19 protein-coding genes, 1 tRNA gene and 1 pseudogene are annotated in these 21,926 nt (G+C 63.4%); 10 read left to right on the forward strand and 11 right to left on the reverse strand.

All coding sequences use genetic code 11. The annotated features are described in order from the left end of the window. Positions 1-24 precede the first annotated feature (24 nt). Together RVAN_RS20830 and RVAN_RS21010 are read left to right on the forward strand one after the other, a co-directional pair. Positions 25-102: pseudogene (locus RVAN_RS20830) on the forward strand (RNA methyltransferase); the annotation flags it as partial. A gap of 44 nt (positions 103-146) precedes the next feature. Then, positions 147-275, forward strand: a complete 129-nt coding sequence (locus tag RVAN_RS21010; RefSeq protein WP_280642094.1) for a hypothetical protein — start codon at positions 147-149, stop codon at positions 273-275. Positions 276-675: 400 nt separating this feature from the next. On the opposite strand, the gene RVAN_RS09890 is transcribed toward RVAN_RS21010, so the two are convergent. From RVAN_RS09890 to RVAN_RS09900, 3 genes are all read right to left on the reverse strand, one after another. Next, positions 676-751, reverse strand: a tRNA-Lys gene (locus tag RVAN_RS09890). 172 nt (positions 752-923) lie between these two features. Further along, positions 924-2,222, reverse strand: a complete 1,299-nt coding sequence (locus tag RVAN_RS09895) for a RuBisCO large subunit C-terminal-like domain-containing protein (RefSeq protein ID WP_013419591.1) — start codon at positions 2,220-2,222, stop codon at positions 924-926. Then, the gene (locus tag RVAN_RS09900; protein ID WP_013419592.1) at positions 2,219-2,650 is read right to left on the reverse strand and encodes a secondary thiamine-phosphate synthase enzyme YjbQ; all 432 of its coding nucleotides are present in this window, start codon (positions 2,648-2,650) and stop codon (positions 2,219-2,221) included. The genes RVAN_RS09895 and RVAN_RS09900 overlap by 4 nt, the downstream gene beginning before the upstream one ends. Before the next feature lie 147 nt (positions 2,651-2,797). Here RVAN_RS09900 and RVAN_RS09905 point away from each other — a divergent pair, with 147 nt between their 5' ends. Continuing rightward, positions 2,798-3,457, forward strand: coding sequence for an SOUL family heme-binding protein (locus tag RVAN_RS09905; RefSeq protein ID WP_013419593.1), 660 nt, complete (start codon positions 2,798-2,800; stop codon positions 3,455-3,457). A gap of 465 nt (positions 3,458-3,922) precedes the next feature. Here the strand turns inward: RVAN_RS09905 and dxs are convergent, their stop codons facing one another. The 6 genes from dxs to RVAN_RS09935 form a co-directional block, all read right to left on the reverse strand. Beyond that, the gene (gene dxs, locus RVAN_RS09910) at positions 3,923-5,854 is read right to left on the reverse strand and encodes a 1-deoxy-D-xylulose-5-phosphate synthase (protein WP_013419594.1); all 1,932 of its coding nucleotides are present in this window, start codon (positions 5,852-5,854) and stop codon (positions 3,923-3,925) included. A 256-nt stretch (positions 5,855-6,110) separates the two neighbouring features. Beyond that, the gene (locus RVAN_RS09915; protein ID WP_013419595.1) at positions 6,111-6,398 is read right to left on the reverse strand and encodes an exodeoxyribonuclease VII small subunit; all 288 of its coding nucleotides are present in this window, start codon (positions 6,396-6,398) and stop codon (positions 6,111-6,113) included. Positions 6,399-6,407: 9 nt separating this feature from the next. Then, the gene (locus RVAN_RS09920) at positions 6,408-7,343 is read right to left on the reverse strand and encodes a histone deacetylase family protein (RefSeq protein ID WP_013419596.1); all 936 of its coding nucleotides are present in this window, start codon (positions 7,341-7,343) and stop codon (positions 6,408-6,410) included. Positions 7,344-7,353: 10 nt separating this feature from the next. Then, positions 7,354-8,232 (reverse strand): SDR family oxidoreductase, encoded by an 879-nt coding sequence (locus tag RVAN_RS09925; protein WP_013419597.1) that lies wholly within the window; start codon positions 8,230-8,232, stop codon positions 7,354-7,356. A gap of 99 nt (positions 8,233-8,331) precedes the next feature. Then, the gene (locus RVAN_RS09930; protein WP_041787452.1) at positions 8,332-9,081 is read right to left on the reverse strand and encodes a crotonase/enoyl-CoA hydratase family protein; all 750 of its coding nucleotides are present in this window, start codon (positions 9,079-9,081) and stop codon (positions 8,332-8,334) included. 169 nt (positions 9,082-9,250) lie between these two features. After that, positions 9,251-11,044, reverse strand: a complete 1,794-nt coding sequence (locus RVAN_RS09935; RefSeq protein ID WP_013419599.1) for an acyl-CoA dehydrogenase — start codon at positions 11,042-11,044, stop codon at positions 9,251-9,253. A gap of 133 nt (positions 11,045-11,177) precedes the next feature. Here RVAN_RS09935 and RVAN_RS09940 point away from each other — a divergent pair, with 133 nt between their 5' ends. The 4 genes from RVAN_RS09940 to speE all read left to right on the forward strand — a co-directional run bounded on the left by RVAN_RS09940 (position 11,178) and on the right by speE (position 14,489). Beyond that, positions 11,178-12,140, forward strand: a complete 963-nt coding sequence (locus tag RVAN_RS09940) for an L-threonylcarbamoyladenylate synthase (RefSeq protein ID WP_013419600.1) — start codon at positions 11,178-11,180, stop codon at positions 12,138-12,140. A gap of 303 nt (positions 12,141-12,443) precedes the next feature. Beyond that, a complete protein-coding gene (gene speD, locus RVAN_RS09945) occupies positions 12,444-12,956 on the forward strand; it encodes an adenosylmethionine decarboxylase (RefSeq protein WP_013419601.1) in 513 nt (170 codons plus the stop codon). A gap of 103 nt (positions 12,957-13,059) precedes the next feature. Continuing rightward, positions 13,060-13,638: a MaoC family dehydratase gene (locus tag RVAN_RS09950; protein WP_342410969.1), complete on the forward strand. Its 579-nt coding sequence runs from the start codon at positions 13,060-13,062 to the stop codon at positions 13,636-13,638. Next, on the forward strand, positions 13,635-14,489 hold the full coding sequence (speE, locus tag RVAN_RS09955) for a polyamine aminopropyltransferase (protein ID WP_013419603.1): 855 nt from the start codon (positions 13,635-13,637) through the stop codon (positions 14,487-14,489). The genes RVAN_RS09950 and speE overlap by 4 nt, the downstream gene beginning before the upstream one ends. A 266-nt stretch (positions 14,490-14,755) precedes the next feature. On the opposite strand, the gene dnaE is transcribed toward speE, so the two are convergent. Next, positions 14,756-18,211, reverse strand: coding sequence for a DNA polymerase III subunit alpha (gene dnaE, locus RVAN_RS09960; RefSeq protein ID WP_013419604.1), 3,456 nt, complete (start codon positions 18,209-18,211; stop codon positions 14,756-14,758). Between the two features lie 224 nt (positions 18,212-18,435). Then, a complete protein-coding gene (purD, locus tag RVAN_RS09965) occupies positions 18,436-19,695 on the reverse strand; it encodes a phosphoribosylamine--glycine ligase (RefSeq protein WP_013419605.1) in 1,260 nt (419 codons plus the stop codon). Positions 19,696-20,041: 346 nt separating this feature from the next. Here purD and RVAN_RS18990 point away from each other — a divergent pair, with 346 nt between their 5' ends. The 3 genes from RVAN_RS18990 (at position 20,042) to RVAN_RS09980 (ending at position 21,874) form a co-directional block, all read left to right on the forward strand. After that, positions 20,042-20,665, forward strand: a complete 624-nt coding sequence (locus RVAN_RS18990) for a PRC-barrel domain-containing protein (RefSeq protein ID WP_013419606.1) — start codon at positions 20,042-20,044, stop codon at positions 20,663-20,665. A 74-nt stretch (positions 20,666-20,739) separates the two neighbouring features. Then, on the forward strand, positions 20,740-21,231 hold the full coding sequence (locus RVAN_RS09975) for a ferritin-like domain-containing protein (RefSeq protein ID WP_013419607.1): 492 nt from the start codon (positions 20,740-20,742) through the stop codon (positions 21,229-21,231). A gap of 178 nt (positions 21,232-21,409) precedes the next feature. Then, positions 21,410-21,874 carry a YbgC/FadM family acyl-CoA thioesterase gene (locus tag RVAN_RS09980; RefSeq protein WP_041787453.1) on the forward strand — a complete coding sequence of 155 codons (465 nt, stop codon included), beginning with the start codon at positions 21,410-21,412 and terminating at the stop codon, positions 21,872-21,874. The last annotated feature ends 52 nt before the right edge of the window (positions 21,875-21,926 follow it).

Raw genomic sequence — 21,926 nt, forward strand, 5'->3', positions numbered from 1 at the left:
CCATTCCCCGAACGAAGCTATAGCATGCGCGGATATTTCGCTATCGGAGCCGAACGGATCTCGAAGCCGATGAACCTCGGCGCGTTGATGCGATCCGCCCATGGGCGCTAATTGAGAGAGTTTGCCCCGCCGTCGGTAAGAGGTCGATGGACGCACTTTCTGATGAAGAGGCTGCCCAAGGTCGCCGCCGAAATGGCGTTGCATCTGCTCGCCTACAATTTCACGCGGGTCATAATATCATCGGCATCAAACCGCTGATGGCGATCGCCGCCTGACTGGGGCGCAGTCACCGCTTTTTGCTGCCAGGAGGCAGGTAAAATCCTCCGATGTGGCATCAGGCTTGCCCAAAGCCCGCCCACGAAAAAAAATGCGCTCGAAACCGCCATTCTAATGAGTTCGCCACGACAAGATCCGTCCAAGACTCCTACCGAACGTTTTCACGCGGCCTGGAAGCCGAAGCTATTATTGCGACCGATTCATGGAGCGAGCCAAGAGTCACATGTCCCCTTGCTCGTATCACCGGAGGTTGGACAAGCGCCGAGATTTTTCATGCGATCGACAAATGGGCGAAGGGTGATGTCGAAGGAGTTACGGAAAACGAGGCGATTTTTACCCTCGCTGTTACCCCGACGCTTTACCTTGCCGGGGATCGAGGGAGTAACCTCTTGATTTAAATGGTGAGCCCAGATGGATTCGAACCATCGACCCTCTGATTAAAAGTCAGATGCTCTACCGGCTGAGCTATGGGCTCACTTAAGACAAGACGGCCGTGCGGAAAACGTCCGCGCGCGCCTTAGGACCATAGGTGCGCGGGCGCTCCCGGTCAATAGCAGATCGCCCGTTCCCCTCGGCAAATGCGGTGCGCGAGGCGGCTCTATTCGCCGTCACTGGCTCCCCGTTTTCTGCGCGCGCTCTCAACGGCGCTACTTCCCACCGAAAGCCGCAAGCGCCGCCTTCAACTCCGCATGCTCCGCCGCCGCACTCGCCACGGGCACGCCCGCAGAGATTGCATCCCAAGCCTGACGCAGGCTAGCCGCCCCGCCCTGCGGCCCCATCGGGTGGCCGAACACGCCGCGCCCCGGTACGAAGCCGAAATCCACGGTGCCGAGCTTGCGATACACGCCTTCGAGCGTCGCCGCGCTGTCGCTGCCGCCGGGCACGGGAAGCGCGGGCTTGATCGACCCCATCGGTTCGAGGCAGGCGCGCACGCAGTCGAGCACCTCGCTTTCGGGCATCATCATGCGCGCGCCGAAACCTGGCATGATGACCACGTCGAAGCCCGCGAGCCGTTGCAAGCGCGTGAACACGCGACTGTGCACGCCGTATTGCGGCAGGCGCGCGAAGGCGGCGATGAACGGGAAATGCGCGATTAGCGGCACGCGCGCGTGCTTGCGCAGCATGCGGACGCCGGAGAGGCCGACCGGCAGGGCGTTCACGAGCAGCGTGTTCGCGCCGCGCGCAACTGCGAGGTCGTGCAGATCCACGAGCCGGTCCACCTCGTCGGTGATGTTGGCGAGATACATCTTGGGCACGCCGGTCTCTCGCTCGGCCTTCTCGCGCGCCGCACCAAGCAGCGCTGCCCGGTCGGCGAGCGGACACCAGTCCACATCAGCCAGCATCTCGTCGTCTTTTGCGATGTCGAGGCCGCCAAGCCACGCCTGATAGGCGAGTTCCGCGAATGGCTCGGGCGGTAGCCCGATGTTCGGCTTGATGACGCCGAAGAAGATCGGGCGCCCGAACGCCTGCAATTTCTCGCGCAGCCCCGCGATGCCGAATTGCGGCCCCTGAAACGCCGCGAGATAGCTCGCCGGAAAGCGGATGTCTTCAAGCCGGATCAGCGGAATGCCGGGCGAGAAGAACACGCCCTCGCCGAGCACGGCGGAGATGAGGTTCGGGATCTTCGGGCCGAAATTGCCGTGCGGATGCGCGATGGTGGCGCGGCAGGCGAAAACGTCGCCCTTCGGTGCGTGCTCGATCTGGACGGAAAAGCCGCTGGGGCGCGGCGTCGCGTCAAGCTCGAGCACCTTCGCGGCGAAGCGCGGGCGGAAGTCCTCGTCCACCCCGACGCGCCGCCATTGCGCGGTCGATTGCTCGGAGCACAGATGCGCCGCCGCCTCGCGCGGGTCGCCCGCACATTCGAAGGTGAAGTCGAGTTCGATATAGGCTTCCGCGTCAAGCTCGCCGCGACGCGCGTAAAAGCCCTGAATGTCGTCCGGCGTCACGCCGCATCTCCCATGAATTGCAGGTGGATCGTGCGCTTCTCGCGCGGGCCGTCGAGTTCGACGAAGAAGATCGACTGCCACTGCCCGAAGACGAGCGCGCCGTCAGCCACCGGCACCGTTTCCGTCTCGGTCATGAACAGGCCGAGGAGATGCGAATGCGCGTTGTCGCGGCCGTCGACAGCGACATCGTTGTGGCGGTAGTTGCCGTCGCGCGCCACGAACCGCTTGAGGAACGTAATCATGTCGAGCTGAAGCTGCGGCTCGCTCTCGTTCACGTTCACGCGCGCGGTCGTGTGCAACGAGGTGATCGAGACGATGCCGCTCCTTGCGCCGATGGCAGCGACCCATTTGCGGATCTCGTCGGTGATGTCGATAAACTCGATCGGGTCGATCGTTGAGAGTTCGATCCGGTGCGTCAGGATTTTCATGAAGCCTCGCGGGACGGGTGCGCGCGGATGTTAGCTCGCGCGCACGTGCGAGGCAACGTGCCAAGGAAGCGCGACGGAACACATCGGGGTGTGCGGGATTCTCAATCGAGGCGGCAGAACCGGTGACCGCCAGCACGAGAGGGTGTCATGCACAGAGCGATCCTGTTGGCGGCGTTTGGCCTGGGCGCGGTGGCGGTCGCGGCCGTTGTCGCCGGCCCGGCCATGAGCCGCGTGGAGCAGCCCGACTTTCGCATCGAAAAGCAGGACGGCGACGTCGAAGTGCGCGCCTACGGCCCGTTGATCGCAGCGGAAGCGGAGGTCAAAGGCCAGCGCCGGGAAGCCATAAACGAAGGTTTCCGGCTGATCGCGGCTTACATTTTCGGCGCCAACCAGCCCAAGGCGAAGATCGAAATGACGGCCCCGGTTGAGCAGCAGAAGCAGAAGATTGCCATGACCGCGCCGGTTACGCAGCAAGGCGGCGGCGCGCGCGGCGAGGGGGGGGAGAGCTGGACCGTGCGCTTCATCATGCCGAAAGCATGGACGATGGAGACGCTGCCCACGCCGTCCGATTCGCGCGTGCGGCTGGAGCCGATCCCGCCGCGACGTTTTCTCGCGATCCGGTTTTCGGGCTTCGCGGGTGACGACGCCATCCGGGAGAGGACCGACGAACTTCGCCGCTATGCGGAGACGCATGGCCTCGCGATCAAGGGCGAGCCGGTGCTGGCGTTTTACGATCCGCCGTGGACGCTGCCCTTCATGCGCCGCAACGAGGTGATGTTCGAACTTGCTGATGGGACGACCGGGTAGACGAGGAAGCTTCTCCGCGCCCGCCCTGGGCGATAGGGGTTGGCCGGGCCGAGGGTCGATGTGCGAGATCCTCAAGGGATCAATGAAGGGCTCGTCACGCGTGCGCCGATTAGGGCGAGCCGGGAGTTAGCCGAGTGGTAAGGCACTGCGGGCTGCCGCGCTTGGGCGGACAGGGTTGAAGAGCGGATCGAGGAGTTGGAAAGCGACTTGGCCCGCCACGCGTGCGCCGACCAGGGGCCTCCCCGATTGGCGGCGTCGGATTTGCAAGACAATTGTCCGCCACCATGAAGGCGCGCCGCATTCCAAACGCCAAATCGAAAAAAGGGCGGTTACCCGACCCTTGTTCATTTGAAGTGGTGTGATGCGATGGACGACCGTGGCAACGCGTCAAATCTCAATCCGATCCGATCTTGAAGCTGTCCACCACCGATCGGATCGCGATGGAATCCGATCGGAACTGGGCCGCTAAGCCCGCTCGTCCACGATGATCGCCGAGGACGTGCCGAGCGCCGCAACGACCGCGCCCACGATGCCGCTGGCATTCAGTCCCGCTGCCTCGTACATCGCTTCCGGCTTGCCGTGGTCGATATACGTGTCGGGAAGGGTCAGTGGGCGCACCTTGAGGCCATGATCGAGCAGGCCGTCGCGCGCGAGGAATTCCAGCACCTGCGAGCCGAACCCGCCGCATGAGCCTTCCTCGACGGTGACGAGCACCTCGTGGTGGCGCGCAAGCTGGCGGATGAGATCGAGGTCGAGCGGCTTTGCGAAGCGCGCATCGGCGACCGTGGTCGACAGACCCATCGCGGCGAGCTTGTCCGCAGCCTTCAGGCTTTCGTGCAGGCGTGTGCCGAGCGAGAGGATCGCAACCGTCGAGCCTTCGCGCACCACGCGGCCCTTGCCGAGCGGCAACACCGAGCCTTGCGCCGGCATTTCGACGCCGTAGCCTTCGCCGCGCGGATAGCGGATCGCGCTCGGACGGTCGTTTATGGCGACGGAGGTCGTGACCATGTGCTTGAGTTCCGCCTCGTCCGACGGCGCCATGACCACGAAGTCGGGCAGGCAGCAGAGGAAGGCGAGGTCGAACGTGCCCGCATGCGTCGCGCCATCGGCGCCGACGAGGCCCGCGCGGTCGAGCGCGAAGCGCACAGGCAGATGCTGCACGGAAACGTCGTGGATAAGCTGGTCGTAGCCGCGCTGAAGGAAGGTGGAGTAGATCGCGCAGAACGGCTTCATCCCTTCGGTCGCCATGCCCGCCGCGAAAGTCACGGCGTGCTGTTCGGCGATGCCTACGTCGAACGTGCGCTCGGGGAACTCGCTCTCGAACAGGTCGAGGCCGGTGCCGCCCGGCATGGCGGCGGAGATCGCCACGATGGTATCGTCCTTGCGCGCCTCATCGAGCAGGCTCTGGGCGAAAACCTTCGTGTAGCTCGGCGCGCTCGCCTTCACCTTGTCCTGAGCGCCGGTGATGACGTTGAACTTCGTCACGCCGTGATACTTGTCTGGCGCCTTCTCGGCTGGCTCGTAGCCCTTGCCCTTCTGCGTCACACAATGGATCAGCACGGGCCCCTTATGCGCGGAGTCGCGGACGTTGCGCAGTACAGGCAGCAGAATGTCGAGGTCGTGGCCGTCGATCGGGCCGACATAATAGATGCCGAGTTCCTCGAACAGCGAGCCGCCCGTGAACAGGTGGCGCGTGAATTCCTCGGCACGGGCCGCGCGGCGCTCCCAGATCTTCGGCAGGCGCTGGGCCATGTTCTTGGCGATGTCGCGCACCTTGAGGAAGGTTTCGGACGAGTGCATCCGCGCGAGGTAGTTCGACAGCGCGCCGACCGGCGGCGCAATCGACATGTCGTTGTCGTTCAGGATGATGATGAGCCGCGCGTCCATCGCGCCCGCGTTGTTCATGGCTTCATAGGCCATGCCCGCGCTCATGGAGCCGTCGCCGATGACGGCGATGACGTTGCGGCCGCCATCTTCGCCCTTCAGGTCGCTCGCAACCGCCATGCCGAGACCGGCCGAGATGGAGGTGGAGGAATGCCCGGCGCCGAAGGGATCGTATTCGCTTTCGGAGCGCTTGGTGAAGCCCGAGAGGCCGCCCGGCTGGCGAAGCGTGCGGATGCGGTCGCGGCGGCCGGTCAGGATCTTGTGCGGATAGGCTTGATGACCGACGTCCCAGATGACGCGATCATGCGGCGTATCGAATAGATAATGAATAGCAACCGTAAGCTCGACAACACCAAGTCCAGCGCCCAGATGTCCGCCCGTCACGGAAACAGCGTCAATCAACTCAGTGCGGAGTTCGTCTGCGACCTGCTGAAGTTGATCGGCTTCCAGTTGACGAAGGTCTTGGGGAAACTTGATCTTGTCAAGGAGCGGGGTACGGTTGCTGATTGTCACTTAAACACTTCCTTCAGAGTCCTCGGCGGGTAACGTATGCCGTTTGGGACGTAAAGCCACGCAATTTTTCGTCGCAATCATGGAAGCTGGCGCCACATTTGCTCCGATGCAACACGGCAACGGAATTGCGCATCCATTATGCCGGGGTGCATTTTGCTCATTTCTTTAAATGAGGGCAGCTCACGCGAAAAATTTGCCAGCTGAGGCCAACCATAGCGAAAAGCTGTTTTCAGACCAGCCTAATGTCTCTGCGGCATTAAACCTCGGAATCCAAAGGCGTCGTGCCGGTGGGCTGGCCCTGCGCGCCAAGCGTGATGCGCTCCACCTTCATCTCGGCGCGTCTCAGAAGCTGGTCGCAGTGAGCGCGCAACGCCTCACCTCGTTCGTAGATGTCGATCGATTGCTCGAGTTCGACATCGCCGCGCTCAAGACGGGTCACGATCTGTTCAAGTTCCTTCAAGGCCGCCTCGAAGCTCATCGCCTTGATGTCTGCGAAGGCGGGGCGGGGTGCCGCTGTCTGAGCCGAAGCCGGATCACCTGGCATTGCTATTCCTCAAAACGATTCCAGCAGTATCTTGACATGCGCCGCCGCCGACTGGCCGAGCGCCGAGAGATCGTATCCCCCTTCCAGAACCGAAACGACCCGTCCGCCGCACCGTTCCCGCGCCACATCCACAAGTTTGCGCGTTACCCAGGCGTAATCGGGCTCCGAGAGGTTCAGGTTCGCGAGCGGATCGCTTCGATGCGCGTCGAAGCCCGCCGAAATGATGACGAGGTCGGGAGAGAACCGGCGCAGCGACGGCAACACGACGGACTCGAACGCCTCGCGGAATTCATCGCTGCCGTCGCCGGCGCGAAGCGGCGCGTTGCAGATATTTTCCGCCTCGCCGCGCTCGGTGATGCCGCCCGTACCCGGAAACAGCGGCATCTGGTGCGTCGAGGCATAGAACATGTCGGCATGGTTCCAGAAGATCGCCTGCGTGCCATTGCCGTGATGGACGTCGAAATCGACCACCGCGACGCGCTCGGCCCCATGCACGGCCTTCGCATGGAAAGCCGCCACCGCCGCGTTGTTGAAAAGGCAGAACCCCATCGCCTTGGCAATTTCGGCGTGATGGCCAGGCGGTCGTGCGAGGCAAAACGCGTTCGTGGCGCGCTTCTGCATCACCTCGTCCACCGCATACACTGCCGCGCCCGCCGAGCGAAGCGCCGCCTCCCAGCTTCCCGGCGAAAGCATCGTGTCGCCGTCATCGAGCGGCACGAGTTCCGTTTTCGGCTGATGCGTTTCGAGGAAATCGAAATAGGCGCGCGGATGGCAACGCACGATCTGCTCGGGCGTGGCAAGCGGTGCCTCGACCGTCAAGAGATCCTGAAAGGAGGGATGCGAAAGCGCGCGCTCGATGGCGCGGATGCGATCGGGTCGCTCCGGGTGCCACTCCCCCGTGTCGTGATGGAGGAACGAGCTATGCGTGACGAGAAGAGTGGACATGGGCTTCGGCTTAACCGGGTTTCTTGCCGACCAGCGCCTTCAGCGAGACAGGTGGCACGCTGTCTTCGGGGATAAAGAAGTCTGGCGCAAGGTCTTCGCTTGGGTCGATACGATAATGATCGAATTCTCGCCTGCCGTTCTCCCACAACAGTGTGTCATCGATGCAGAATTTTCCGGTGAACTCGCGTGAGGGCTTCGTCAGCATGAGATAGGCAGCATCGGCGAGAATGTCAGCCTTGCGGCTGGCGCGGATGAGGCTATCCCCGCCGAGAAGATTGGCCACGGCGGCGGTGGCGATGGTGGTTCGCGGCCATAGCGCGTTGACGGCGATCCCATCGCGCTTCAGTTCCTCGGCAAGACCCAGCACGTAAAGGCTCATGTTGTACTTGGCGACGGTGTAGGCCACGTGGCCGCCGAACCAGCGCGGGTTCAGGTCGAGCGGCGGCGACAGCATCAGGATGTGCGGGTTCTCGGCCTGCTTCAGATAGGGAAGGGCGGTCTTCGAGACGAGAAACGTCCCGCGCCCGTTGATCTGATGCATGAGGTCGTAGCGCTTCATGTCCGTCTGCTCGGTGGGCGTCAGGCTGATGGCGCTTGCGTTGTTGATGACGATGTCGATGCCGCCGAAATGTTGCGCGGCCTGATCGATGGCGGCCTGCACCTGATCTTCATGACGGATGTCGCACTGGATCGGCAGCGCCTTGCCGCCCGCCTGCTCGATCTCGGCGGCGGCGGTGAAGATCGTGCCGGGCAGCTTCGGATGCGGATCGGAGGTCTTGGCCGCGATGGCGATGTTCGCGCCGTCCTTCGCCGCGCGAAGCGCAATCGCGAGGCCGATGCCGCGGCTGCCTCCGGTGATGAAGAGGGTTTTCCTGGTGAGCGTTCCCATAACCACTGCCCCTGCTTAGCGTTCTTGTATCATCTTTTTTATTGGTCCGCCCCGTTTAGGCGGTCTTCGCGAAGACAATTATCTGGCCTTCCGGCCCGGTCACCGTGCGCTTTTCTGTAGAAACGCCATAAACGCCTGTCTGGCCTCGTCCGATCGCACGCGCTCAAGAAAAAGCGCACCTTCCTCCTGCATGCGTGCCTTGAGCGGAGCTGGATCGCCGCGAAGCAGGCGCTTTGCCATGCGCACGGCCTCGCGCGGCTTCTTCGCGATTGCTTCGGCGGATGCGCGCACGGCGGCTTCAAGCTCTTCCGATGCGACGATGTGATTGACGATGCCCGCCTCTTTCGCTCGCTCCGCGCCGAACGGCGCGCTTGCGACGAGCAGTTCAAAAGCGCGCGCGTGTCCCATGGTGCGCGGACCGAGCAGGCTCGACCCCGCCTCGGGAAGAAGGCCGAGATCGGTGAACGGTGTGTGGAATGTTGCCCGCTCGCTCGCAAAGACGAGATCGCAATGGAACATCAGCGTCGTGCCGATGCCGATGGCGGGGCCGTCCACGGCTGCGAGGAGCGGCTTGTCGTGTTCGGCGAGCGCTTCGATCAGCGAGTAGGCGGCGAGCATGCCGCCGCCCTGCGATGCGGCGAGGAAATCGGCCATGTCGTTGCCCGCGCAGAAGATGCCGGGGTGGCCGAGCACGAGTGTCGCGCCGATGTCCGCGTCCTCGCGCGCCGCCTTGAGCGCGTCGCCGAGTGCGGCATACATCGCTGCCGTGAGCGCATTTTTCTTTTCCGGGCGGTTCAAGCGGACGATCTGCACCGCGCCTTCGCGTGCGACAGTCACATGCTCTGCCATCGGACTAGTGCTCTGGCGCATACGTTTGATCCACCTTGCTGCATCCTCTCAGGCAAACGTATGCGCCTCAAGAGCACTATCAAGACATTGAACCTTAGTGCAGTTTATGACAGCAGGCACGTTATTGGGTGCATGCAGCAACGTTTATCAAGTGTCTGCTGTCACTACACTAGCGCTCCCCAAGCACTGCGCCGCCGCGCTCTACCGTTTCGTGTGCGTGGGTGACAGCATGTTTCAATCCACTTGTTTCGCCCATCAGACTTTCGGCGAAGTGCCGCGCTTCGAGGACGACAGCCTCCGCGTTGCGGCCATAGCTCTCGCCGCCCCGCGTTGCAGCAAGCGCGCCCTTGGCGAGTAGCGCGCCACCCGCCGCGAAGCCGAACAGTCGCTGGAACGGCGTCGCGCCGGCAAGCGCGGCGGCCCGGTTCTCCGCGAGTTGCCGCGTCAGCCAGCCGCCCGTTTCTTCGAGCGCGGTGATGCTCTCCCAGAGACATTCGCCCGTGTGGCCCAGCCCGTCGTCGTTAGATGAGGCAACCTCGCGCGCGGTTTCTTTCAATCCGGCGAGGAATTCGCGGAAGGTTTCGCCCCCCGCGAGCGGCAGTTTGCGCGTGACGAGGTCGATGGCCTGAATGCCGTTCGTGCCTTCGTAGATCGGCGCGATGCGGGCGTCGCGGTAGTGCTGCGCCGCGCCGGTCTCCTCGATGAAGCCCATGCCGCCATGCACCTGAATGCCTTCTGACGCCGTTTCGACGCCGAAATCCGTGGAAACGGCTTTCGCGATGGGCGTCAGCAGCGCCGCTTCGTTCGCCGCGCGCTTCCTCTCGCTCGCGTCCGCCGCACGGTGGCTGATGTCGATGGCAACCGAGGTCGTGTAGGCGATGGCGCGGGCTGCGGAGGTCTTCGACTTCATGTTGAGCAGCATGCGCACGACGTCCGGGTGCTCGATGATGGCGACGGACGCATCCGCCGCGCCGCCGCTCTCGGGCGCGCCCTGCCTGCGGTCGCGCGCATAGTCGAGCGCCTGCTGGAACGCGCGCTCGCCGATGCCGACACCCTGGATGCCGACGCCGAGCCGGGCCTCGTTCATCATCGTGAACATGGCTTTCAGGCCGCCATTCGGCTCACCGACGAGCCAGCCCGTAGCGCCGCCCCGATCGCCGAAATTCATGACGCAGGTGGGGCTGCCGTGGATGCCGAGCTTGTGTTCGAGTTTCGCGGCCATGACATCGTTGCGCTCGCCAAGCGATCCGTCCGCGTTCGGGATGAACTTCGGCACGACGAAAAGGGAGATGCCCTTGGTGCCGAAAGGCGCGTCCGGCATGCGCGCGAGCACGAGATGGATAATATTATCCGTCATTGGATGCTCGCCATAGGTGATGAAGATCTTCGTGCCGGTGAGCTTGTAGGTGCCGTCGCCGACGGGTGTGGCGCGCGTCTTGAGAAAGCGCAGATCGGACCCCGCCTGCGGCTCCGTGAGCTGCATCGAGCCGGTCCACTCGCCCGAGATAAGCTTTGGCAAATATTGCGTCTGAAGGGGTTCGGAGCCGTGGGCGATGAGCGCGTGAACGCCCGCCTGCGTCAGCAGCGGATTGAGGCCGAATGCCATGTTCGCGCCGTGCCACATCTCGGCGACGGCCATGCCGAGCGAGACAGGCAAGCCTTGGCCGCCGTGCTCCTTCGGCGCGGTGAAGCTGCCCCAGCCCGCCTCGACCCATTTCCGGTAGGCTTCAGTGAAACCTTCGGGCATCACGACCTTGCCATCGACGAGCCGCGCGCCCTGCGTGTCGCCCGCGCGGTTGATCGGCGCAAGTTCCTCGTTCGCGAACCGCGCGGCCTCTTCGAGAATGGCCCGCGCCGTGTCCATGTCGAGGTCTTCGAAAAGGCCGCCATCGATCAGCCGGGAGAAGCCCGCGATGTGGTCGAGCGTGAATGCGATGTCCGCGACAGGGACGCGATAAGTCATGGCTCCTCCAGGCTGGAAAGTCGGGGTCGGCACGCCCATTCGTTTTTGCTGTTTTCCGCAGGGCGCAAGATGAATACCTTAATCTGAAACGTACTCCCGTTAAACAGAATTGCTCCAGAACAAGGTAACACTGATGATCGAGAACGCCGATGGAACGGCGATCGAGAGGGCCGCGCACATCCTGCGTTCGGGGGGCCTCGTGGCCTTCCCCACGGAGACGGTTTACGGCCTCGGCGCGGACGCGACCAACGGTGTGGCAGTCGCGCGCATCTTCGAGGCAAAGGGCCGCCCGCGCTTCAATCCGCTGATCGTGCATGTGCCGGACGCCGACGCCGCACGGCGCTTCGCGGTGTTCGACGCTGAAGCCGACGCGTTGGCCGCGCGCTTCTGGCCGGGGCCGCTGACGCTGGTGCTGCCGTTGAGGCGCGATGTCGAACAGCCGTTGAGCGATCTCGTGACGGCGGGGCTCGATACGGTGGCGATTCGCGTGCCGCATCATCCGGTGGCGCGCGCGCTCCTCGAAGCGGCGGGCGTGCCCGTTGCCGCGCCGAGTGCAAATATCTCCGGGCGCATCAGCCCGACTCGCGCGGCTCACGTCGCCGAAGACATTGGCGCGCGCGTGAACATGATCCTCGACGGCGGCGCGGCGGACGCGGGCCTCGAATCGACCATCGTCGCGCTGAAGCCGCGCCCGACGATGCTGCGGCCCGGTGCCGTCGCGCGAGAGGATGTGGAAGCCGCGCTCGGTGCGCCGCTCGCGGATCGCGGCGAGGGGGACGGCGTCACCGCGCCGGGGCAGCTCGCGAGCCATTACGCGCCGAATGCGAGCGTGCGCCTCCATGCGTCCGAGGCTCGGCCGGGGGAAACCCTGCTGGGGTTTGGCCCTGCCGCGCCGAAAAACGCGATGAACCTCAGCCGCGCGGGCGATCTCCGTGAAGCTGCCGCGAACCTTTTCGCCTGCCTGCGCGCACTCGACGCCGAGAAGCCCGGGCGCATCGCAGTCATGCCGATCCCCGACAAAGGGCTGGGCGAGGCGATCAACGATCGTCTTCGCCGTGCCGCCGCCACGAAACCCACAACCAGTTCGGGTGATTAGAATATTGCCGTTCGAAAGCGGAGTTATTGAGAAATATTTTTCGGATGTTGCGGGCGCGGCCCCTCAAAAGAACCCGTCGCCTCCGCTCAAGGCCGCTCCAAAAGAGGCCCCAAAAAAGCTTTAGCAATATTAGAGTGTTAGCGAAAATGGCCGGACGACGTGCCTTTCGAGGCATCCCCCAAAAACATCTGCGGCAAATATTTTGGGGCCGAATGCAATTTTTCTCTTGAATTGGGGGGCAATGCGATGCAAATACCCCCCCTGTTCACATCTGGACATCTACTGGTTGGGGAGGACGCCATCATGGCATTCCATGACGCCCTCTTCCAATTGGGGATGGACTTGGATCGAGGTTCAAGCACCGCCCAAACGGAAGAAAAGCATGCCCTTGTCGTCACGCATACGGACGGCGAGGATCGTAAAGACTATTTCTGTGAGCGCAACGGCGTGAGATTCGCCGGAACGCACCTCTTGGTCGACGTGCTGAATGGCACTCGGCTGGACGATATCGACCACATCGAACAAACCTTCAGGCGGTGCATCGAGGTGTCGGGAGCTACGCTCCTGCATATCCACCTGCATCATTTTACGCCCAATGGCGGCGTGTCTGGGGTGGCGGTGCTGTCCGAATCGCATATTTCGATCCACAGTTGGCCGGAATACGGCTATGCGGCACTTGATCTTTTCATGTGCGGCCATGCCAAGCCCCAATTGGCGGTCGAAGTGATCCGGGAAGCGTTCGAACCGGACGAGATCATCGTCAAGGAGATCCTGCGCGGCCAGGAAGCTGCCACGCAGATGAAACTCGCCGCGTAAGCGCGGCCGCGGAGCCTCGCCTCGTGCGAGGCAATTCCGCCTTCCAGGCGCCCCGCACGACGGGGCGTTTCCTTTTTCCGCAACGAACCGTTGCCACACATCTGTGACCGCGCTTTCCGGCGCGGTCCACAAGTCGATGCGTCGCGCCAGTTGTAGCGCGCGCATCGCCAGTCTATTTTCCAGAGCAAACGAGGGGCGGGAGCGATTGTCGATGCCTGAGACTTTGCTTTATCTGGAAGACTTTCACATCGGAAGGCGGTTCGCCGCAGGGCCAATCCCGGTGTCCGAGGAGGCGATCATCGCCTTCGCGAAAGAATTCGATCCGCAGCCGTTCCACACGGACCCGGAAGCGGCGAAGCATAGCATTTTTAAAGGCCTGGCCGCCAGCGGATGGCACACGCTGGGCCTGACGATGCGCCTGCTGGTCGAGAATGGTCCGGCGATGGCGGGCGGCTGGGTAGGCTTCGGCGCGGAGGTTTCGTGGACGAGGCCGGTGCGTCCCGGCGACGAACTGTCCGTTGAATGCGAAGTGATCGACGTCACGCCCTCGGCTTCGAAGCCGAACCAGGCGATCATCACCTTCCGCATGGAAACGACAAATCAGAAAAGTGAAACCGTTCAGGTTCTGACGACCAAGAACCTGGCTTTCAAGCGCGGGTACGCGCCGGGAGACAAGACATGACGCGCTGGGTCGAAGAAACACTACATCCGAATTTTCGCTGTGCGCTCAAGGCGGATCGCGTGCTGTACGAGAACCAGACAGAGCACCAGCATCTGATCATCTTCGACAACGAGACTTTCGGGCGCGTCATGATGCTCGATGGCGTCGTGCAACTCAGCACGACGGATGAATTCATCTATCACGAGATGATGTCCCATGTGCCGCTGTTCTCGCTCGGCGCGGAGCGTGCGAAGCGCGTGCTCATCATTGGCGGCGGCGACGGCGGCGTCATGCGCGAGGTGCTGAAGCACAAGAGCGTGGAGCGCTGCGTGCTGGTCGACATCGACCGCACTGTGGTCGACCTGTCGAAGGAGCACCTGCCCGAAGTGTCGCAAGGCGCGTTCGACGATCCGCGCGCGGAGGTGATCATCGCCGACGGCGTGAAGTATGTTGCGGAGACGGACGAGCGCTTCGACGCCATCATCGTGGACTCGACCGAGCCGGTCGGCCCTGCGGCCGTGCTGTTCACGCGCGGGTTTTTCGAGGGGTGCGCGCGGGCGCTGAACAAGCCGGGCGTGCTCATCACGCAGAACGGCCTGCCATTCATGCACCCGGACCATCTGCGCGGCACGATGGAACTGTTCAGCACGATCTTCGCCGACCGTGCGACGTATCTCGTGGACCAGCCGACCTATTTCGGCGGGCCGTTCGCGCTGGCCTGGGCTTCGAACGACACGAGCCTGCGCGACACGCCGCTGGAGGAGATCGCGAAGCGGCATGCGGCTTCGGGGATTCCCACGCGATACTACACGCCGGACGTTCACAAGGCGGCGTTCGCGCTTCCGGGGTATGTGGCGAAGCTTTCGGTGTAAGGCATGCCTCGAGCGGCGGTTCTCGTAACGGGAACCGTCAGAGCGCAGGTGGGGCTTCATTTGGACCGAGCAGGCTAGGCGCAACCTGTTCGGTAAATTGGCGGTCGAATTTACATTTTGATAGGGGCCGACCGCGCCGCGAGCAGAAAGCTCGCACCCCACTATGTGGAATAGCCCTCGGCTTCGAGGAGGCGATGGTGAGCGCGCCTTCAAAAACGAATGCGGGAGCTTTACCGCATTGCCGCGCGCTGCCAGCAACAGCGCCGTTACCCCACCTGCAACACGCCCGGCAGCGTCTTCAGCGTGGCGAGCTGGCGCGCGGTAATCGAAAAATTATCGCCAAGCTTGAACTCCACGGCCTTCTGCGCCTCGGGGATTTGCACCACGAGATTGACCTGAATGCCGCCCTCGCGCCCGAGATGCTTCACGAGTTCGGCCACCTGCAAGCGCTCTGTCGCGGTGATGGACACCTGCTTCGTAATCTTGCCGAGCACCTCGTCGAGCGCCTGAACGGCCTGCACGCGCACCTTGATCGCCTCGCCGTCGGCCTCGCCCTCCACATGGACGAGCACATTCTTGCCCGCTTCGAGCTTGTCGCCCGCGACGTTCAGCGTGTCGGAGAAGATGACGGCCTCGAACTGCCCCGTCGGATCGGAAAAGCCCGCGAACGCGAAGCGGTTGCCGGACTTGGCCTTGCGGTCCTGCCGGTAGGTGACGGTGGCCGCGAGGCGCGATTCGGCGCGGCCATGCGCCTGCACGCGCGCCGAAAAGTCGCTCCATTTCAGCACATTCATGCGCGCGAGTTGGTCGGTGAAGTCGTCGAGCGGGTGCCCTGAAAGATAGAAGCCCGCCGCGCCAAGCTCGTTTTCGAGCGTTTCGACGAGGCTCCATTCCGGCGCATCCGCGAGGTCGAGGCGCGGTGCGGGGCTGCCCGCGATCCCGCCCCCGAACATGTCCTCTTGACCGCGCGCGCGGTCCTCGGCGGCCTTCGAGCCGAACTCCACCAGCCTGTCGAGGTTCTTCGCCACCTTCGCGCGGTTCGTCTCCATGTCCTCGAATGCGCCCGCCGCGTTAAGCGTCTCGATGCCGCGCTTGTTCAACGCCTTCGGGTTGATGCGAAGCATGAAGTCGGCGAGATCGCGATAAGGCTTGTCGCCACGTGCCTCCACGATATGCGCTGCGGCTGCGTGCCCCATATTCTTGAGGGCTGCAAGGGCGTAGCGAATGGCATTGTCGCCCTCGGGCTCAAACTCGACCGCCGACTTGTTGACCGAGGGCGGCAGTATCGCGAGGCCATTGCGCTTCGCTTCACGCGTGAAGGCGTAGAGCTTGTCGGTATTCGCCATGTCGAGGGTCATCGACGCCGCGATGAATTCCTGCGCGTGGTTCGCCTTCAGGTAGGCCGTCTGATAGGCGATCAGCGCATAAGCCGCTGCGTGGCTCTTGTTGAAGCCGTAGCCTGCGAACTTCGCCACAAGCTCGAAGATGTAGCGCGCGCGGGCTTCTGGAATGTCCTTCTCAAGCGCACCCTTCACGAAGCGCGCGCCCTGCGCGTCCATCTCCGCCTTGATTTTCTTGCCCATGGCGCGGCGGAGCAGGTCGGCTTCGCCGAGGCTGTAGCCCGACAGCACCTGCGCGAGCTGCATCACCTGTTCCTGATAGATGATGACGCCGTAGGTTTCTTCGAGGATCGGCTTCGCGAGCGGATGCAGATAGTCCGGCACCTCAATGCCGTGCTTGCGGTTGACGTATGTCTCGATGTTGTCCATCGGGCCGGGGCGATACAGCGCTACCATGGCGATGATGTCGCCGAAGCGGTCTGGCTTCAGCTTGCGCAGCGCCTCCCGCATGCCCGTACTTTCGAGCTGGAACACGCCGCCCGTGTCGCCCTTCGCCAGCATTTCGTAAGTGGGCCGGTCGTCGAGCGGCAGATGACCGAGGTCGATGGGCCTGCCCGCCTTTTCGAGCAGCGCGCACGCCTTCTGCAGAACGGTCAGCGTCTTCAGGCCGAGGAAGTCGAACTTCACAAGGCCCGCCTGCTCCACCCACTTCATGTTGAACTGGGTGACGAGCATGTCGGATTTCGGATCGCGGTAGAGCGGCACAAGCTCCACGAGGTCACGGTCGCCGATCACCACACCCGCCGCGTGCGTCGAAGCGTGACGATACAGCCCTTCGAGCTTCTGCGCCGTGTCGAGAAGCTGCGCCACGATCTCTTCGCGGTCGCGCGCCTCCTGAAGCTGCGGCTCGCCCTCGATCGCTTCCGCGAGCGTCACCGGGTTCGCCGGATTGTTCGGCACGAGCTTGCAGAGGCGGTCCACCTGCCCGTAGGGCATTTGCAGCACGCGCCCCACGTCGCGCAGCACCGCGCGCGCCTGAAGCTTACCGTAGGTAATGATCTGCGCGACGCGGTTCGAGCCATATTTCGCGCGCACGTACTGGATCACCTCGTCGCGACGATCCTGGCAGAAGTCGATGTCGAAGTCTGGCATCGACACGCGTTCCGGGTTGAGGAAGCGCTCGAACAGCAGACCGAAGCGGATCGGGTCGAGGTCGGTGATGGTGAGCGACCACGCGACGACCGAGCCAGCGCCCGAGCCGCGCCCTGGTCCCACCGGAATGCCCTGCGCCTTCGCCCATTTGATGAAGTCCGACACGATCAGGAAGTATCCGGGGAACTTCATGCGCGTGATGACGTCGAGTTCGAATTCGAGACGCTTGAAATATTCGTCTTTGCTGGCGGCGTGGAAATGGGCCGGGATCGTTGCGAGCCTGTGTTCCAGTCCAGCGATTGCCTGCCGACGAAGCTCCGCCGCTTCAGCCTCGTGCGTGTCCTCGCTGCCGGCCACGAATTGCGGCAGGATCGGCTTGCGCGGGCGCGGGCGGAACGCGCAGCGCTGCGCGATCTCGATGGTGTTCGCGACCGCCTCGGGCAAATCCGCAAACAGCTTCACCATGTCGGCTTGCGGCTTCAGCCAATGATCGGGCGAGAGGCGGCGGCGGTCGTCTTCGGCAACGTAGCGACCCTCGGCGATGCAAAGCAGCGCGTCATGCGCCTCGAAGACGGCGCGCTTCGGGAAATAGGCTTCGTTGGTGGCGACGAGCGGCACGCCATTATCGTAGGCCCAGCGCAGAAGCTGCGGCTCCACCGCGCGCTCGCGGGCAAGCCCGTGGCGCTGGATTTCGACATAGAAGCGGTTGCCGAACGCCTCCGCCAGCGTGGCGAGGCGCGCTTCGGCTATGGCGGCGTTTCCGGCAGCGAAGGCGCGATCCGCCGGCCCGTCCGGCCCGCCCGAAAGCGCGATCAGGCCGCCCGCGTGCTCCACCAGAAACTCGACCTCGACATGCGGGTTCGAGCCGTCGCCCGAGTCGAGAAACGCCCGGCTCGACAACCGCATCAGGTTGCCATAGCCCTCCGCGTCCTTCGCCAGAAGCACGATCGTTCCCGAATGCGCGTCGGGCCGCTGGCCTGGGCGCGGCGTCTCGTCGGCGGGTGCGGGGAACGCAAGCGTCAAGGCACAGCCGATGATCGGCTGGATGCCCTCGCCCGACAGGTATTCGGAGAATTCGAGCGCGCCGAACAAATTGTTGCGGTCGGTGATGGCGAGCGCGGGTTGGCCATCGGCGGCGGCGGCCTTGATGAGCGCCTTGACCGGCAACGCGCCTTCAAGCAGCGAATAGGCGGAATGAACGTGGAGGTGGATGAAGCCCGGTTTCGTCATAAGCTCGCCTCCCTCCCGCTTCTGCGCGACCACTCCGCGCTCAATCAGTCAGAGCGGAACTGTACCCCGCGCACGGTGCGGAGTCGAAAATGGAAATGAAGAGCGTGGGGGAAAAGCTGTGAACGCCGAGAGGGCGATACCGCGCGCCGCCTCCTGGCGCTCCGGCGCATACGTTTGGTGCGGTTACGCGCGCTCAATCACCCCGTCGAGATTCGCCGCATTGTTTATCGCAGCCCGATGTCGCGGCGATAGAACCCCTCGGGCCAGTCGATGGCCGCCGCCGCAGCATAGGCGCGCGCGCGTGCCTCCGTCGCATCGCGGCCCAGCGCGCTCACATTCAGCACGCGCCCGCCATTGGCCAGAACCACGCCGTCCGCGCCGCGTTTCGTTCCGGCATGGAACACGGTCACGCCCGGAAGCGCGCCCGCTGCGTTCAGCCCACGAATGACGCTGCCCTTCTCGTAATCGCCGGGATAGCCTTCCGCCGCCAGCACCACAGTGATCGCGGTTTCGTCGCTCCACTCGGGCGCCACGCCAGAAAGATCGCCTTTGGCTGCCGCGTATAGGATCGGCAGAAGGTCGGACTTCAGGCGAAGCATCAGCACCTGACATTCAGGGTCGCCGAAGCGCACATTGTATTCGATGAGTTTCGGACCATCGGCGGTAATCATCAGCCCGGCATAGAGCACGCCCTGAAACGGCGTTCCGCGCGCGGCCATGGCGTCGAGCGTCGGCGTCACGATCTCGCGCATCACGCATTCTGAAAGCGCGGGCGTCATCTGCGGCGCGGGCGAAATGACGCCCATGCCGCCGGTATTCGGGCCCTCGTCGCCGTCGAACGCGCGCTTGTGGTCCTTGCCGCTCCCGAACGGCACGGCTCGCGTACCGTCGCAGATCGCAAAGAAGCTCGCTTCCTCGCCGATGAGCTTTTCCTCGATCACGACGGAGGAACCGCCCTCGCCAAACGCGCCATCGAAACAGGACGCCACGGCGGCTTCAGCCTCGGCAAGCGTCTCGCACACGGTCACGCCCTTGCCGGCTGCGAGGCCGTCCGCCTTCACGACGAGCGGCGCACCCTTTGCTCGCGCGTAGGCCATCGCTTCCTCGCGGCTCACGAAATGGCCGTAGGCGGCGGTAGGAATGGCGCGCTCGTCGCAGACGGCCTTCGTGAAGGACTTCGACGCCTCAAGCTGCGCGGCGGCGGCCGATGGGCCAAAAACCGCAAGCCCGGCGGCGCGGAGATAATCCGCAAGACCTGCCACCAGCGGCGCTTCGGGGCCGACAACCACGAGGTCGATTGCCGCCTCGCGGCAGAATTCGGCCACCTGCGCGAAATCGTCAGGGTTGGTCGGCCCGGGGGCCGCAATTTGCGCGATGCCCGCATTGCCGGGCGAGCAATAAAAGGTGCCAAGCGCCGGGCTCTGCGTGAGCTTCCAAGCGAGCGCATGTTCGCGACCACCGCCGCCGATGAGAAGAACGTTCATGCATGCTTCTTAGCAAGAAACCACCGCGCGTTGACACCGAAAAACCGCGTTATCAAAGGGATTGAGCGCGAATGCGTTCGAGTTCTTCTGTAAATATAGTTGAAAACATCGACAGCATAAGGCCACGCTCAAGAAGCTTAAAGCCAGCCGAAGATATAGCCAAGTATGATAAGCGGAATCGGCAGCCCTATTGCCCAAAGCATAACACCCTTCATCGTCTTACTCCTGTTGTTGGAAACGCCAGTAGAACACGGCGCGATGAGGCCCGTTCCTGTTTCGGACGCAGGAACTTCACGGGCTCTTGAGCGTTCGTGAAGGACCATCCATCAAAACGGAGAACCCGACCATGAAGTGTATTACCACGGCGGCGGCAGTGCTGTTGCTCGCGACGGCGGCTCAGGCTGAGCAGGCTTCCCCGCAGGTGCAGCAATCCTCGCCCCCCGGCAACGCGGGGTCCAGCCTCGGAACGCGCGGTCCCGGCGATCCCGGCGCGATGCGCGCAGAAGAGTCGAACCGCGCCAGCCGCGATCGAACGGCGCAGACGACGCAGGGCCAGATGGGCACACAGGGCACACAGGGCCAGAAAGGCACAGAGGGCCAGATGCGAGATAGCGATCGCATGGGCTCGTCCGAGCGCTTCCGTCAGACGCAAGGCCCCGATCAATGGCTTGTCGCCAATCTCTGGAACAAGAATGTCTATAATTCCAGTGGCGAGTCCATTGGCAACCTGAACGACCTCGTGATCGATAAGGACGGTCGCATTGCCGCAGTCGTGGTCGGTGTCGGAGGCTTTCTCGGCCTCGGCGAGAAGAACGTCGCGGTGGACTACAATCATCTCAAACAAAACGGCGGCATCTCACCGGATCGCGTCACTCTCAACATGAGCAAGGAAGACCTCAGCAACGCGCCGAGCTTCCAGCGCCATGGGTCGAGCAGCGGAGGCATCATGGGCGGCAACACCAGTCGCTAATATCGACTTGGGAGAGGGCCTTGCGCCCTCTCTTTCACGGCGTTAGCCCGCAAGCAAAAGGAAGGAAACCCGTCATGCCAACTGCAAAAAACCTGAACGAATTGTTCTACGCGACGCTACAGGACATCTATCACGGCGAAAAGCAGATCCTTAAAGCGCTTCCCAGAATGGCGAAACACGCCACCACGCCCGAACTGAAAAAGGCTTTCCAGCTTCACGTCGATCAGACGGAAGGCCAGGTCGAGCGGCTCCAGCAGGTGTTTGAAATGCTCGACAAGTCGGCCCGCGGCAAGACCTGCGAGGCTATCGAAGGCTTGGTCGAGGAGGGCAAGGAAGTCATGAGCGAGACGGAGCCGGGCGAGGTGATGGACGCCGGTCTGATCGCGGCCGCCCAAGCCGTCGAGCATTACGAAATTGCGCGATACGGCACCTTGTGTGCGTGGGCGCAGCAGCTTGGCATGCCCGAGGCCGCGAAGCTTCTCCAGCAGACGCTGAAAGAGGAGAAGGAAACGGATGCTCTTCTGAACAAGATGGCGATGGGCGGGATCAACAGAAGCGCAGCCTGAAGCCAAGCCCGAGCTAAATTTTGTCGCAAGGCGGGTTCTGCCATGGACCCGCCTTACTTTTTGTGGAGGTGGCGCGTAGCGGGCAGAAAGCGCGTTCGGCGGCGGAGACGGCAGTGTACGGATTTTGGACAGACGTAGGGGCGGCGGAGTGCGCGGCGTTTGCAATCCGGGGGACCGCATGACCGAAGCTCCGCGACAAGGCACGAACTGGCCCGATCTTTCGGGCCGCGTCGGCGAAGCAGGCCACGTTCTACCCGTGCGCGTCTATTTCGAGGACACCGATTTCTCCGGCAGCTGCTACCACGCGACCTACCTGCGTTGGTGCGAGCGCGGGCGCTCCGATTTCCTGCGCCTTCTCGGCGTGCATCATAACAAACTGGCGGATGGATCGCTGACGGGCGAGCCCTCGGTGTTCGCCGTGCGTCGCCTCAAGGCTGAATTTCTGCGCGCCGCCCGCATCGACGAGGAACTTGAGGTGCACACGGACTACGGCACCTTCACCAAGGCGACGATCATCCTCACGCAGCATATCCTGCGCGGCGGCGAGCGTGTGTTCGAGCTTGAGGTGCAATGCGTGCTGCTGTCGCTGTCGGGGCGCGTGCTACGCCTGCCGCCCGCGCTGGCGGCGCAGCTGACGCGTTAATGCGAAAAAAAAGCCCCGCGGATGCGGGGCTCTCCAGCGACGTAAAGTTGGG

The sequence above is a fragment of the Rhodomicrobium vannielii ATCC 17100 genome (assembly GCF_000166055.1).
Taxonomy (GTDB): Bacteria; Pseudomonadota; Alphaproteobacteria; order Rhizobiales; family Rhodomicrobiaceae; genus Rhodomicrobium; species Rhodomicrobium vannielii.

Coding starts and splice junctions, on each gene's coding strand:
- RVAN_RS09905 (WP_013419593.1), top strand. CDS start 2,798: ATGCACAGAGCGATCCTGTTGGCGGCGTTTGGCCTGGGCGCGGTGGCG.
- purD (WP_013419605.1), bottom strand. CDS start 19,695: ATGAACGTTCTTCTCATCGGCGGCGGTGGTCGCGAACATGCGCTCGCT.
- RVAN_RS09930 (WP_041787452.1), bottom strand. CDS start 9,081: ATGGCAGAGCATGTGACTGTCGCACGCGAAGGCGCGGTGCAGATCGTC.
- RVAN_RS18990 (WP_013419606.1), top strand. CDS start 20,042: ATGAAGTGTATTACCACGGCGGCGGCAGTGCTGTTGCTCGCGACGGCG.
- RVAN_RS09975 (WP_013419607.1), top strand. CDS start 20,740: ATGCCAACTGCAAAAAACCTGAACGAATTGTTCTACGCGACGCTACAG.
- speD (WP_013419601.1), top strand. CDS start 12,444: ATGGCATTCCATGACGCCCTCTTCCAATTGGGGATGGACTTGGATCGA.
- RVAN_RS09980 (WP_041787453.1), top strand. CDS start 21,410: ATGACCGAAGCTCCGCGACAAGGCACGAACTGGCCCGATCTTTCGGGC.
- RVAN_RS09940 (WP_013419600.1), top strand. CDS start 11,178: ATGATCGAGAACGCCGATGGAACGGCGATCGAGAGGGCCGCGCACATC.
- RVAN_RS21010 (WP_280642094.1), top strand. CDS start 147: ATGGACGCACTTTCTGATGAAGAGGCTGCCCAAGGTCGCCGCCGAAAT.
- speE (WP_013419603.1), top strand. CDS start 13,635: ATGACGCGCTGGGTCGAAGAAACACTACATCCGAATTTTCGCTGTGCG.
- dnaE (WP_013419604.1), bottom strand. CDS start 18,211: ATGACGAAACCGGGCTTCATCCACCTCCACGTTCATTCCGCCTATTCG.
- RVAN_RS09915 (WP_013419595.1), bottom strand. CDS start 6,398: ATGCCAGGTGATCCGGCTTCGGCTCAGACAGCGGCACCCCGCCCCGCC.
- RVAN_RS09920 (WP_013419596.1), bottom strand. CDS start 7,343: ATGTCCACTCTTCTCGTCACGCATAGCTCGTTCCTCCATCACGACACG.
- RVAN_RS09925 (WP_013419597.1), bottom strand. CDS start 8,232: ATGGGAACGCTCACCAGGAAAACCCTCTTCATCACCGGAGGCAGCCGC.
- RVAN_RS09900 (WP_013419592.1), bottom strand. CDS start 2,650: ATGAAAATCCTGACGCACCGGATCGAACTCTCAACGATCGACCCGATC.
- RVAN_RS09935 (WP_013419599.1), bottom strand. CDS start 11,044: ATGACTTATCGCGTCCCTGTCGCGGACATCGCATTCACGCTCGACCAC.